Annotated in this window: 10 protein-coding genes; 8 read left to right on the forward strand and 2 right to left on the reverse strand. The window is 71.6% G+C overall.

Features of this window, described 5'->3' with window-relative positions:
- The first annotated feature begins 295 nt into the window (after positions 1 to 295).
- The 8 genes from uvrA to MFF58_RS19650 all read left to right on the forward strand — a co-directional run bounded on the left by uvrA (position 296) and on the right by MFF58_RS19650 (position 11,174).
- Positions 296 to 3,448 carry an excinuclease ABC subunit UvrA gene (uvrA, locus tag MFF58_RS19615; RefSeq protein ID WP_238290539.1) on the forward strand — a complete coding sequence of 1,051 codons (3,153 nt, stop codon included), beginning with the start codon at positions 296 to 298 and terminating at the stop codon, positions 3,446 to 3,448.
- Positions 3,449 to 3,982: 534 nt separating this feature from the next.
- The gene (locus MFF58_RS19620) at positions 3,983 to 4,960 is read left to right on the forward strand and encodes a transporter family protein (protein ID WP_238290541.1); all 978 of its coding nucleotides are present in this window, start codon (positions 3,983 to 3,985) and stop codon (positions 4,958 to 4,960) included.
- Positions 4,961 to 5,195: 235 nt separating this feature from the next.
- A complete protein-coding gene (locus tag MFF58_RS19625) occupies positions 5,196 to 6,170 on the forward strand; it encodes a S1C family serine protease (protein ID WP_238290543.1) in 975 nt (324 codons plus the stop codon).
- A 159-nt stretch (positions 6,171 to 6,329) separates the two neighbouring features.
- On the forward strand, positions 6,330 to 6,596 hold the full coding sequence (locus MFF58_RS19630; RefSeq protein WP_238290545.1) for a GCG_CRPN prefix-to-repeats domain-containing protein: 267 nt from the start codon (positions 6,330 to 6,332) through the stop codon (positions 6,594 to 6,596).
- A gap of 274 nt (positions 6,597 to 6,870) precedes the next feature.
- Positions 6,871 to 7,017, forward strand: a complete 147-nt coding sequence (locus MFF58_RS19635) for a DUF1127 domain-containing protein (RefSeq protein ID WP_010687382.1) — start codon at positions 6,871 to 6,873, stop codon at positions 7,015 to 7,017.
- A gap of 99 nt (positions 7,018 to 7,116) precedes the next feature.
- On the forward strand, positions 7,117 to 8,559 hold the full coding sequence (gene trmFO, locus MFF58_RS19640; RefSeq protein ID WP_238290546.1) for a methylenetetrahydrofolate--tRNA-(uracil(54)-C(5))-methyltransferase (FADH(2)-oxidizing) TrmFO: 1,443 nt from the start codon (positions 7,117 to 7,119) through the stop codon (positions 8,557 to 8,559).
- Positions 8,560 to 8,777: 218 nt separating this feature from the next.
- Positions 8,778 to 9,980, forward strand: a complete 1,203-nt coding sequence (locus MFF58_RS19645) for a Zn-dependent hydrolase (protein ID WP_238290547.1) — start codon at positions 8,778 to 8,780, stop codon at positions 9,978 to 9,980.
- 471 nt (positions 9,981 to 10,451) lie between these two features.
- On the forward strand, positions 10,452 to 11,174 hold the full coding sequence (locus MFF58_RS19650; protein WP_238290548.1) for a glycosyltransferase family protein: 723 nt from the start codon (positions 10,452 to 10,454) through the stop codon (positions 11,172 to 11,174).
- Positions 11,175 to 11,246: 72 nt separating this feature from the next.
- On the opposite strand, the gene MFF58_RS32305 is transcribed toward MFF58_RS19650, so the two are convergent.
- Positions 11,247 to 11,966 carry a CatB-related O-acetyltransferase gene (locus MFF58_RS32305; protein ID WP_279603344.1) on the reverse strand — a complete coding sequence of 240 codons (720 nt, stop codon included), beginning with the start codon at positions 11,964 to 11,966 and terminating at the stop codon, positions 11,247 to 11,249.
- The coding region (locus MFF58_RS19660) for a glycosyltransferase (protein WP_238290549.1) at positions 11,963 to 13,718 on the reverse strand (1,756 nt) is incomplete at its 5' end. The genes MFF58_RS19660 and MFF58_RS32305, both read right to left, overlap by 4 nt.

Genomic DNA, 13,718 nt, shown 5'->3' on the forward strand with positions numbered 1-13,718 from the left:
CGTGCTGCGCGGCGCGATCCTGGCGTGCTGCGCGGCGCGGTCCTGGCGTGCTGCGCGGCGCGGTCCTGGGTTGCATCGCGGCGCGTGCGCGGACGGTCGCGCATTCACGGAGCGGTTGCCGCCGTACGCGTTTCGTTCTAGCAAGGGCGGCGCATGACGGGCCTGCGTCCCGCCGGCCCCACCTTGCCGTCGGCCCCCTCGGGCTCGACATGAGTCGGAGCGGCGGCTGGCCCGTGCGCGAATCCGATCCGGATCCGATCCGACTGCGTCGACGCCTCGAAAGACCGCTGCCCTCATGGCCAAAGCCCAAGCTGGAAGTCGTGCCGCGAGCCGCGCCGGCGCCGCCCAAGCCGCCCCGGCATCCACTCCGGCATCCACTCCCGCACCCGCTCCGAAAGGCGCCGGGAAGGCGGCGTCCAAGGCACCGAAACCCTCCGCCGCCCCGGCATCGCAGCCCAAGCCCGCGCGCGCGGCATCCGAGACGCGCGGCCGACCCGAGGCGGCCGCCGAGTCCGCCGTCGACGCGAAGCTGGCGGCCCTGTTCGACGCCGCGCCGGCGAGCGCCCACGATCGGCGGGTCATCGTGGTCCGGGGGGCCCGGGAGCACAACCTCAAGAACGTCGACCTGACGATCCCCCGGGACAAGCTCGTGGTGTTCACCGGGCTCTCGGGCTCGGGCAAGTCCTCCCTCGCCTTCGACACGATCTACGCCGAGGGGCAGCGCCGCTACGTCGAGTCGCTCTCGGCCTATGCCCGCCAGTTCCTGGAGATGATGTCCAAGCCCGACGTCGACCAGATCGACGGGCTGTCGCCGGCCATCTCCATCGAGCAGAAGACCACCTCCAAGAACCCCCGCTCCACCGTGGGGACGGTCACCGAGATCTACGACTACATGCGCCTGCTCTGGGCGCGGGTCGGCATCCCCTACTCGCCCGCCACCGGCCTGCCGATCGAGAGCCAGACCGTCCAGCAGATGGTCGACCGGGTGCTGGAGCTGCCGGAGAAGACCCGGCTCTACCTGCTCGCCCCGGTGGTCCGCGGCCGCAAGGGCGAGTACCGCAAGGAAATCGCCGAATACCAGAAGAAGGGCTTCCAGCGGCTGCGCGTCAACGGCGAGTACTACGCCATCGACGACGTGCCCAAGCTCGACAAGAAGTTCAAGCACGACATCGACGTGGTGGTCGACCGGATCGTGGTCCGGGCCGACATCGCGGCGCGGCTCGCCGATTCCTTCGAGACCGCGCTGGAGCTCGCCGACGGCCTCAGCGAGATCGTGTTCGCCGACGCCCCCGAGGGCGAGGCGCCCCGGACCATCACCTTCTCGTCGCGCTTCGCCTGCCCGGTCTCGGGCTTCACCATCGCGGAGATCGAGCCGCGGCTGTTCTCGTTCAACAACCCGTTCGGCGCCTGCCCGACCTGCAGCGGCATCGGCCACGAGATGCGGATCGATCCCGAGCTGGTGATCTCCGATCCGGCCCTCAGCCTGAAGCGCGGCGCGGTCGGCCCCTGGGCGAAGTCGACCTCGCCCTATTACGGCCAGACCCTCGACGCGCTGGCCGAGCATTTCGGCTTCAAGACCGGCGTGGCGTGGCAGGGCCTCTCGGAGACGGCCCGCGCCATCGTGCTGTACGGCTCGGGGAACCAGTCGATCCGCTTCGCCTACGACGACGGGCTGCGCAAATACACGGTCACCAAGCCCTTCGAGGGCGTGATCCCGAATCTCGAGCGCCGCTACAAGGAGAGCGACTCGGATGCCGTCCGGGAGGAGATCGGGCGCTTCATGAGCGAGACGCCCTGCGCCGCCTGCGGCGGCAAGCGGCTGAAGCCCGAGGCGCTGGCCGTGAAGGTCGCCATGGCCGACATCGCCGACGCGACCGCCCTCTCGGTGTCCGAGGCGCATCGCTGGTTCTCGGAGCTGCCGGAGAAGCTCACGGCCAAGCAGAATGCGATCGCGGTCCGGATCCTCAAGGAGATCCGCGACCGGCTGAGCTTCCTGGTGGATGTCGGCCTCGAATACCTGACCCTCGCCCGCGGCTCCGGCTCGCTCTCGGGCGGCGAGAGCCAGCGCATCCGGCTGGCCTCGCAGATCGGCTCGGGGCTGACCGGCGTGCTCTACGTGCTGGACGAGCCCTCGATCGGCCTGCACCAGCGCGACAACGAGCGGCTGCTCGGCACCCTCAAGCGCCTGCGCGACCTCGGCAATTCGGTGATCGTGGTCGAGCACGACGAGGACGCGATCCTGCAGGCCGATTACGTGGTCGATGTCGGCCCGGGCGCCGGCATCCACGGCGGCGAGATCATCGCGCAGGGCACCCCCGCCGAGGTGCTGGCCAACCCGGCCTCGCTCACCGCCAAGTATCTGACCGGCGCGATGGCGGTCCGCACGCCGACCGCGCGGCGGAAGGGCCGGAAGGGCAAGCTCGGGCTGTTCGGCGCCCGGGGCAACAACCTCAAGGACGTGGACGTCGAGATCCCGCTGGGCACCTTCACGTGCATCACCGGCGTCTCGGGGGGCGGCAAGTCCACCCTGGTGATCGACACCCTCTACAAGGCCATCGCCAAGAAGCTGAACGGCGCCCTGGAGCACCCGGCCCCCTACGGCCGGCTGGAGGGGCTGGAGCACCTCGACAAGGTCATCGACATCGACCAGTCGCCGATCGGCCGCACGCCGCGCTCGAACCCCGCCACCTATATCGGCGCCTTCACGCCGATCCGCGACTGGTTCGCGGGCCTGCCGGAGGCCAAGGCCCGGGGCTACCAGCCCGGCCGCTTCTCGTTCAACGTCAAGGGCGGGCGCTGCGAGGCCTGCTCGGGCGACGGCGTCATCAAGATCGAGATGCACTTCCTGCCGGACGTCTACGTCACCTGCGACGTCTGCAAGGGCAAGCGCTACGACCGCGAGACCCTGGAGGTGAAGTACCGGGGCAAGTCGATCGCCGACGTGCTCGATTCCACCGTCGAGGAGGCGGCCGAGCTGTTCAAGGCGGTGCCGGCGATCCGCGACAAGCTGGAGACCCTGAAGCGGGTCGGCCTGCACTACGTCCATGTCGGCCAGCAGGCCACGACCCTGTCGGGGGGCGAGGCGCAGCGGGTCAAGCTCTCCAAGGAGCTGTCGAAGCGCGCCACGGGCCGCACCCTCTACATCCTCGACGAGCCGACCACCGGCCTGCATTTCCACGACGTCGCCAAGCTCATGGAGGTGCTCCACGAGCTGGTCGACCAGGGCAACACGGTGGTGGTGATCGAGCACAACCTCGAAGTGATCAAGACCGCCGACTGGGTGATCGACATGGGTCCCGAGGGCGGCGACGGCGGCGGAAAGGTGGTGGCCCAGGGCACGCCCGAGGCGATCGCCCGCGCGACGGCGAGCCATACCGGCCGGTTCCTGCGCGAGGTGCTGGAGCGGCGCCCCGCCCCGCCGGCCGCGCGCCGCAGCGCCGCCGAGTAGCCGCGCGCGCCGTCGGCGCCTGCCGCGCAAGGATTCGCGGCTTGAGCGAACCCGGCAGAATCTGCCGGGTGCCGGCCGCCATCGCCCCGGCTCGGGCGCTGATTCGCGCCGTCCGGCGGCGGACCGGGCCCCGCGCGGGCCGGCCCGGACGCGGATTCGGACCGGTGGGGTGTCCCGGCGGTCTCCGCGATCGCCCGGCCGGGCTTGCCGGATCCTCCCGACCTCGCGGGCGGCAACAGCTTGACCATTCAGCGGTATTTTGCCGGAACGGCCGTCAGGCTCCTGCCTGGGGATAGTGTTGCATCGCCGCAAAAATGAGGCTTTTGCGCAACGGTTGGGCCGGTTTTGGCCTGTCAGCGAGCATTCCACTGTCTTTCCGAGGGTCTCTGTAGAATAGTCGCAGACGTTGAGACGGGCAGGCTCCGTGGGGGCGCTCGACACTTCCGAAGCCGGCGGCCGCGATAGGCGAGCAGACCGGCAGGGATGTGCCGAATGCGGGACGGATGCCGTGGGACCTTGGGAAGGAATGACAAAATGATGAAGAACTGGCTCGCGGCCGGCGCGGTCGCGCTCACGGTCGGCATGACGTCGACCATCGCTCAGGCGCAGACCACCACGATCCCGGGCGAGCAGGTCGGCCTCGCCACCGGCGCGCCCCTGCCCGAGGGCGTCTACGCGCTCAATACCTTCGCCTACCGCCTGACCCCCAATGTCGGGCCCGGCGCCTCGGCGGTCGATGTCGGCGTCAACATCCCCGTCCTCGTCTGGTCGACCCCGCTGGTGCTCGCCGGCGGCCGCGTCGAGCTCCTCCTCGCCCCGCCGACCGTGTTCACCTTCGGTAAGAACCGCGGCGCCAACACCCTCCGCGATATTTCGATCAACGTCGGCACCTTCGTGGGCGGCATCTGGGCCTTCGATCTCGGCAACAACTTCGGCGTCAGCTTGCTCGGCGGTACCTACCTCAACGAGCTGAACGGCGACCGCGGCGTCCTGGTCACCAGAGGCGGTGCTCTGGCGGCCGCTCCGGTGCTCGGGCAGCTCGCCTCGAACACCTACCGCTTCGGCATCGCGGGCAGCTACACCGGCAACGGCTATAACCTGACCGCCAACCTGACGGCGAACATCTACGACTCGCCGGCGAAGTTCCCGGGCTTCAACACGGTCGGCTTCGGCAACACCCGCGGTCCGTTCAACATCTCCGACTCGCTGAACCTCGACCTCACGGCGACCAAGAAGTTCGGCAACTTCGAGATCGGCGCGATCGGCTACGGCACCTACAACTTCGACATCAGCCAGACCAGCCTGGCCGCCGGCAACCGCGGCTACTTCGCCCTCGGCGGCCTGATCGGCTACGACTTCGGCAAGTTCACCGCGCAGGTCTACGCGGCCCGCTACGTGGCGGTGTCCGTGCCGCGCTCCGAGGCCACCGAGGTGTTCGGCCGCATCATCGTGCCGCTCTACTCCCCGACCCCGGCCGCCCCGCCGCCGGCCCCGCTGGTCCGCAAGTACTGAGACGCCGGTTCCCCGCCGCCCGGCGGGGAATCCCGGATCTCCGACAGAGCGTCCTCCGGGACGTCGCACCGTCCGGCGCCGCGCCGGGCGGTGTTTTCGTGTGCGCCGGGCGGTGCGGCCAATGGCCTGCCGCGACGGCCCCGCGGGTGTTGCGGGCGGCCCGAACGTCCTATTGTGAGACGATTTCGCGTGCCCGGCACCGGCCGGCGCGTGCCGAACGAGCCGAAGGACCATCATGGCGACGCAGGGCGAGTGGAAGATCCCCGCGCAGGCCCAGCCCAGGCCTGCGGATTACGGCTACGACCTCGACCGGGCGCTCTCGGCGGTGCTCGCCCTGTCGGCGCGGGTGCCGGAGGGCGCCTTCACGGCCGAGACGCTGGGCACCGAGCGGGCCGGCAACGGCGTGGTGATCCGCGAGGACGGCCTCGTGCTCACCATCGGCTACCTCGTCACCGAGGCCGAGAGCGTCTGGCTGACCACCCGGGACGGCCGCTCGGTGCCGGGCCACGTGGTGGGGTTCGACGCCGCCACCGGCTTCGGCCTCGTCCAGGCGCTGGGCGACCTCGGCGTGCCGGCCCTGCCCCTCGGCCGCTCGGCCGGGCTGAAGACCGGCGACCGAGCGGTCCTGGCCGGGGCGGGCGGGCGCCAGCGCTGCGTCGCCGTCGAGGTCGTGGCCCGGCAGGAATTCGCCGGCTACTGGGAATACGTGCTGGACGAGGCCCTGTTCACCGCCCCCTCCCACCCGCACTGGGGCGGCACCGCGCTGATCGGCCCCGAGGGCGATCTGCTGGGGATCGGCTCGCTGCAACTGCAGCAGGGTGGCTCCGGCAGCGCGCGCCCGATCAACATGGTGGTGCCGATCGATCTCCTGCCGCCGATCCTCGACGACCTCGCCACGCGCGGGCGCGCGAACCGGCCGCCGCGCCCCTGGCTCGGCCTCTACGCCACCGAGAGCGAGGAGGGCATCGTGGTGATGGGGCTGGCCGATGGCGGCCCGGCCGAGTCCGGCGGTCTGCAGGCCGGCGACGTGATCGAGGCGGTGGCGGGCGAGCCCGTGGCGGATCTCGCCGCCCTGTTCCGCAGCGTCTGGGCCCTGGGCGAGGCGGGGGTGCGGGTGCCGCTGACCGTCCGCCGGGACGGACGCGGTATCAAGCTCGCCCTCGTCTCCGGGGACCGGGAGCGGTTCCTGCGGACGCCCTCGCTGCACTGATCGGCCGCACGCAACTTTTGCTGCACCCGCGACGTTGCCCGCGCGCCGCCGCGGGCCTGTCTGAGGCACAACCTCTGGCTCAGCGTCGGTTCAGGCGGCGGCGGCCAATCTCCCGGAACCGGCTGCCGATCCGCCGGACGTGAGTGAGGAGATCCAGTCATGACGATTCTGAGCGCACCGCGCGCGAAGGCGCTCGTTGTGGCCGCCGCGATCGCCGGCGGCCTGGGGCTTGCGGGCTCCGCCCAGGCGGCGGGCGGCTGCGGCCCCGGCTTCCATCCCAATCCCTGGGGCATCTGCCGCCCGAACTGGGGTCCCCGCCCCTACGGATACTGGCGTCGGCCGGCCTATTACGGCGGCTACGGATACGCCCGGCCGCGCCCGTTCTACCGTCCCTACGGCTTCTACGGGCCGCGCCCGTTCTACTGAGCCGCAGGGCCCGTCGCTCGCCTCTCGAGGGCGCCCCGTCCACCGGCGGGGCGCCCTTCGCGCGTCCGGAGGGCGGGTTCCGCATGCGCCCAAAGTATGACCATCCGGAATGCTTGCCGGAATCTTAAGCTCGATATGCAAATCCCGCAGGTCTGATGCTTGAGCTTACGCCTCCTACCGCGCTGCGGCAGGCTTATATGTGCGTTGCACCAACAAGAGGCAGCGATGCGCAACGAGGCGCCATCGTCTGCCCGAGCAGAGGTCACAGCACACCATGTCCGCCGCCCGTAGCGTCCTGACCCGCGTCCGCGCCTATCTCCGGTACCGCGACACCGTTTCCCAGCTTTCCCGCCTCTCGGATCGGGATCTCGCCGATCTCGGCATCAGCCGCAGCGAGATCCGCGGCGTCGCCCGCGTCTGATCCCGGCCCCCGCCTGCCCCATCGCGAGGATTCCGCGACGGAATCTTCGAAGGACCGCCGCCCGTTGATCCGGATGGCGGTCCTTCGCTATTCTGAGACATGACACAGACCATCCACATCGTCGGCGGCGGCCTCGCGGGATCCGAGGCCGCCTGGCAGGTGGCCGAAGCCGGCCACCGCGCCGTGATCCACGAGATGCGCCCGGTGCGCGGCACCGAGGCCCACCAGACCGACAGCCTGGCCGAACTCGTCTGCTCCAACTCGTTCCGGTCCGACGACCCGGAGGGCAACGCCGTCGGGCTGCTGCACCAGGAGATGCGCAGCCTCGGTTCGCTGATCATGCGGGCGGCCGACGCCAACCAAGTGCCGGCGGGCGGAGCCCTGGCGGTGGACCGCGAGGGCTTCGCCGCCGCCGTGACCCGGGCGCTGGAGCGGCACCCGAACGTTACCCTCGTCCGCGGGGAGGTCGCGGGCCTGCCGCCGGAGGAGTGGGGGCCCTGCATCGTCGCCACCGGCCCGCTCACCGCCCCGACGCTCGCCGAGGGCATCCGGGACCTCACCGGGGCCGAGTCCCTCGCCTTCTTCGACGCGATCGCGCCGATCGTCCATCGCGACTCCATCGACATGGACGTGGCGTGGTTCCAGTCCCGCTACGACAAGCCGGGCCCCGGCGGCTCCGGGGCCGACTACCTGAACTGCCCGATGGACCGGGCGCAGTACGACGCCTTCGTGGCGGCCCTCGTGGCGGGGGAGAAGATCGGGTTCAAGCAGTGGGAGGGCACGCCCTACTTCGACGGCTGCCTGCCCATCGAGGTGATGGCCGAGCGCGGGCCCGAGACCCTGCGGCACGGGCCGATGAAGCCCGTGGGGCTCACCAATCCCCGCGACCCGCAGGTCAAGGCCTGCGCGATCGTGCAGCTGCGCCAGGACAACGCGCTGGGCACCCTCTACAACATGGTCGGCTTCCAGACGAAGCTGACCTATGCCGAGCAGGTCCGGATCTTCCGCACGATCCCCGGCCTGGAGCGGGCGGAGTTCGCGCGCCTCGGCGGCCTGCACCGGAACACCTACCTCGACAGCCCGCGGCTGCTCGACGCCACGCTGCGGCTCAAGGCCCGGCCCGCCTTGCGCTTCGCCGGCCAGATCACCGGCTGCGAGGGTTATGTCGAGAGCGCCGCGATCGGGCTGATGGCCGGCCGCTTCGCGGTGGCGGAGGCCGCGGGCGACGCGCTCGAACCCCTGCCCCAGACGACGGCCCTCGGCGCGCTGATCGCCCACATCACCGGCGGCCATATCACCAGTGACCCGTCGGCGGCGGATGGCGAGGCCAAGGCCCCGCGCTCGTTCCAGCCGATGAACGTCAATTTCGGCCTGTTCCCGCCCCTGGCGCAGGCGCCCCGCAACGAGACCGGCCGCCGCCTGCGCGGCCCCGAGAAGGCGGCGCTGAAGAAGCGCGTGCTGACCGACCGGGCCCGGGCCGACCTCGCCGCCTGGATGGCGGGCGCGCAACCGGCGGATTGGCGGCCCGCGGCGGCGGAATAGCGCCAGGCCCGGTGTCGGGAGGCCGGGGCCCCTCGCGGGTGCAGGGCCGCGCCCCGAGGTCGGCCGTCGCCCCGAGAGGCGCTTCGTGGCGCTTCGGGGCGCTTCGCCCGAACGTCGGGGTGCCGCCCCGATACCCCGCTGCGGGGCTCCCGGCCCTTCGGAAGTCCCCCACGCGCACGGGCCTTGCACGGTGCGGGCCTTCGGAACCCGGGCTCCGCATGACCGAGATCGACACCGATGCCTTCCTGGCCGACCTGTACGCCCTGCGCGAGATCGGCCGGTTCCGCACCGGCGTCCACCGGCCGACCTTCTCGGCCGCCGACATGGAATCCCGCCGCTGGCTGATGGCCCGGCTGGAGGCATGCGGGCTGGACGCCGCCATCGACGGGATCGGCACCGTCCTGGGGCGCCATCGCGGGCCCGGCCCGCACCTTCTGGTCGGCAGCCACATCGAGACCCAGAACGAGGCCGGCTGGCTCGACGGAGCGCTGGGGGTCGTGGCCGGGGTGGCGCTCGCCCGCGCCGGGCTGCCGGTCGACGTCGTCGCCTTCGCGGACGAGGAGGGGCACTTCTCCGGCGGCTTCCTGGGGAGCCGCTCGGCGATCGGCGACCTGACCGAGGCCGAGATCGACGCCGCCCGCAACCGCACCGACGGCACGCCCCTGCGCGACGCCCTCGAAGCCGCTGGCCTCGCCGGCCTGCCCCGGATGCGGCTCGATCCGGGCCGCTACCGCGGCTTCCTGGAGATGCATATCGAGCAGGGGACGCAGCTCGAATCCGCCGGCCAGCATCTCGGCGTGGTGAGCGGCATCGTGGCGATCTGGCAGTTCCGGATCGTGTTCGAGGGCAACCAGGACCATGCCGGCGGCACCACCATGGCGGAGCGTCGGGACGCGGGCCTCGCGGCGGTGCGGCTGCTCGCGGCGATCGACCGGGAGTTCCCGAAGGTCTGCGGCCCGCGCAGCACGTGGACCACGGGACGGATCACCCTGGATCCCGGCGGCTTCAGCATCATCCCCGGCCGCGCCGAGGTGTTCTTCCAGTTCCGCGACGTGTCGGTGCCGGTGCTCGAGCGGATGGAGGCCTGCCTGGAGGCGCTGGTGCGCGAATCGAACCGGCGCGAGCGCTGCCCCGCGACCCTGACGGCCCTGGCGAAGGCGGTTCCCGCCCCCTGCGACCCCGGCCTGATGGGCGCCCTCTCGGAGGCCGCCGAGGCCGTCTGCCCCGGAGGCTGGCAGGTGATGCCGTCGGGCGCCGGCCACGACGCCCAGAACGTCGCCCGGATCCTGCCGGCCGCGATGCTGTTCGTGCCCTCGATCGGCGGCATCAGCCACCATTGGGCGGAGGATACCGCCGACGCCGACCTCGCTCTGGGCGTCCGGGCGCTGGGCGCCGCGGCGGCGCGGGTGCTGGCCCGGTGAGCGCCGGGTGAGCGCCGGGTGAGCGCCGGATCGCGGGCGCTGCCCCCGCCGGGACGGCGGGGTGGCGCATCCGCCTGTGCGGTGGCGCCGGCCTCCCCTGCACCGGCCTCGCCGGGGGCGGGCAGATCGCGCCCGACCGCGGTGTCCGGACCCGGCGCGCGCAGCCCCGGATGCGCACGCTGGGAGACGTCGGCGCGACGGAACGGACACGGGCGCCGCCCTGCGCGGCCGATCGAGATCTCGATCCGTCCCGCTACGGGCGTTGCGCTCCTGTTCAATCAGGTCGCGCGGCGGGACAGCCTCGCGCAAGGTCCCGCGTGTTACGGGAATTTGCGTGCTCTGCGGGTCGGATCGTTCGAGGGGAGTCCGTCACCTGCGATACGCGGGTGCATGTGGTTCTGGCGATCAGATGAAGCGCCTTCAGACGCGCGTATTCAATCAGCCCAGATAAAAAGATGTCGGTGACAGGCTATGAGTGTCGCGGCCGTGACGCCTTATTACCGAGAGGATGCGCGGGAACTGTTCTTCGCACATGAGAGCGTGCTCCGGCAGAGCCTGAGGGCGCGGCACATCATGGTCGCGGACGGATACCCGAACCCCGCGGTCGCGACCTGGGATTGCGAACACGTCACCCTGCCCGCGGCCCACCGCGATGCCGGCAACTTCGCCAGGGGGGTGGGGGCCCTGCACGCCTTTCAGAGCGGGGCCGATTATGTCTGCTTCCTCGACGCCGACAACTGGCTTCAGACCAACCATGTCTCGAGCCTCCGCGGGGCGATGGTCCGGTCGGGCGCCGAGATCGGCGTCAGCCGGAGGCTCCTGCGACGCCTCGACCGCAGCGTCCTGGATCCTTTCGACTGGGAGAGCGACGGTGCACGATTCGCCGACACGGGAACGGTCATGCTGAGCCGCGCCGCCATCGAGATCGCGACCTTGTGGGCGACGATGCCGCCCGAACTGAGCGGCGCCGGCGACCGGGTGATCTGGGGGGCCATCAACCAGAGGAACTTCACGATCGTTCGGACCGAGCTGGCGACGACGAACTACAAGACCAAGTGGGCCGTGCACTACACCGGGCGCGGGGAGACGGCGCCGGCGGGAACGGTCGACCTCAGCTATGTCCAGTCATCGGAAGCGTATTGGCAGGCGCTGCCGGATCACGACAAGCGCCGCCTTCTGATGGGGCGGAACTGAGGCGCCTGCGGGGCTGCCGGCGCGGGGGCGGCCCTGACCCGCGGGCGCGCGTGTCCCGGATCCGGACCGGTCTCACCCCGTCGGCACCAGGGACTGGATCGGGATCCAGTCCGGCCGGTATTCCTCCATCCCGCCGGCGATCTTCTCCTCCACGGCGTCGAGGAAGCGTTCCGGGTCGGTGATCGAGCACTGGCGCAGGTCCCAGAAGGCGTAGCGCCACCATTGCACCTTCAGGTAGCGCTCGATCAGCGCGTCGGGGAAGCGCATCTTCACGATCCGGGCCGGGCTCCCGGCCACGATCGCGTAGGGCGGCACGTCCTTGGTCACCACCGCCATGGCGCCGATCACCGCCCCGTCGCCGATGGTGATGTCGGGCATCAGGAAGGCGCCGTGGCCGATATAGACGTCGTTGCCGATGCGCACGCGCTTGGGCCAGAGATAGGGCCCGCAGATCTCGTAATCCTCCGCCCGCGGATCGAGGCGGTCGAACACGGCCGAATGGTGCGTGTAGAACAGCGGCGAGGTCGAGCCGCACTGGACCGGGTGGCTGCCGCGGCCGACCTGCACGCTCTCGCCGATCGAGCAGTAGCGGGCGATGTCGGCGCCGAAATAGTAGCCACTCACCGCGTACGAGAACGCCCCCATGGTGAGACAGTAATCGACGCCCATCCACTTGATGCTGCACGGCGGCTCGAAGGTGCAGTCCTCCGGCAGGCCGAACGGGGCCGGGTGCAGCACCGAGATGCCGCGCTGAAGCATGGTCTGCTTCATGTCCTCGTTGACGGAGATCATGCGGCGTCCTCGTCGATGGGGTGTCGGGTCCCGGCCGGCACCGGGTCCAGGCCGTAATAGTCGCGCATCAGGTCGCCGTATGCGGCGGCCCGGATCGGCACCGCGCAGCGACCGCCGGGCGCGACGTCGACGGCGAGCAGCCGGTCGTTGAAGGCGGCCGGGTCGGCGGCCAGGGCGTAGGGCAGCAGGTGGCCGTTCGGGTGGGCGCGCAGCCGCTCGCCCGGCGCACCGAGGTCGAAGGCCACCACCGGCAGGCCGGTGCGCAGCGCGAGCGTCAGCGCGTACGAGTAGGTCTCCGGCCAGATCGCCGGCAGCAGAACCAGGTCGGCCGCGAGCCGCCAGACGAGGTCCAGCGCCTCATGGTCGCCCTGATAGCGCCCGGTCTGGGCGACGCCGACGCCCTCCAGGCCCACGGCCAGCGCCGGGTCGGAGAAGCCCACGATGGAGAAGTGCAGCGGCAGCCCCCGGTCCCGGGCGTCGGTGGCGAGCGCCTGCAGGAACAGCCCGCCCTTCGTGGCGCTGATCGCGCCCAGCACGGCGATGCGGCGGATCTGTCCGTGCCGCTGGAGGGCGGTGTCGCGCACGGCGCGCTCGGGCTCGAGGTGCGGCCGGACCGTGACGGCGAGGTCCGGGTACACGCCCCGGATCCGCGCCGCCGTGTCGGCGGACGGCGCGAACACCCGCGCGGCGCCCGCCAGGAAGGCCCCGAACGTCGCCCGCCGCGCCCCCGGGTCCGGCTCCTCGAACCCGTCCGCATCCGCGGCCAGGCACGCCCGGCATTCCGCGACCGGGGCCAGCCCGCAGTAGCGCCCGTCCGGCTGCACCAGGTGGTTGCGGTGGCACACCGGCGAGTAGTCGTGCAGCGTCCAGGCATACGGCGCCCCGCAGCCCGCCACCACGTCCATCAGCGCGCCCGCCGCCGACCAGCGCAGCCCCGCCAGCGAGTGCACGTGGATCAGCCGCGGCGCCAGCGCGGCCAGGAAGCCCGCGAGGTCGTCGGCGTCGCGCGGCAGGTACAGGCTGCCGAGGTTGGGCAGGTACAGGAACTCGGGGCTGCGGTAGGAGACGTGGACCTCGAGGTTGCGGGTCCGGTCGATCTGCAGCAGCACCACGCTGGTGCCCTCGGCCCGGGCCTGGGCGATCATGTCGTCGATGTGCCGCTGGATGCCCCCGCCCCAGGCGTGGGTGACGAACAGCAGCGCCCGGCCGGAGAAGTGCCGGGCCAGCCGCGCCCGATCGAGGCGCGCCCGCCCGCGCCGTCCGGGATCGGCCTGGACGAACTGGCCGATCCGGGCCGGGTAGTCGGGGTGCTTGGCCAGAAGCGCGGCCTGGCCCTGGTCGTACTCGCCGCCTTCATCGAGCCCGAACGAGATCTGGCCGGCGTGGTGGACGAACACGTCCTCGGCCAGCAGGTTGACGAACCCGGCCTTGGTGGCGCGCAGGCACCAGTCGTTCTCCTCGCCGTAGCCCTTGCCGAAGGCCTCGGCGTCGAGGGGGCCGACCGCGTCGAGGGCTTGGGCGGTCATGTACATGCAGAAGCCGACGCCGGTGGGCACGGGGACGGCGCGGCCGCGGTTGGCCTGGGCGGCCATGCGGTCGAGGTCGGGCCGGTCGATCTCGAGCGGCATGGTGTTGTTGGCGTTGAAGCGCGGGTAGGAGCAGATCGTGGCGTTGTTGGACAGCGGCGTGACGCTGGCCACGGGCGGGCGGGCGCCGTCCTGCGGGGCCGCGGAGCCGGCGTGGGGCTCGGCG

Origin of the sequence: Methylobacterium longum (genome assembly GCF_022179385.1) — a bacterium.
In the GTDB taxonomy this organism is placed as follows: Bacteria; Pseudomonadota; Alphaproteobacteria; order Rhizobiales; family Beijerinckiaceae; genus Methylobacterium; species Methylobacterium longum.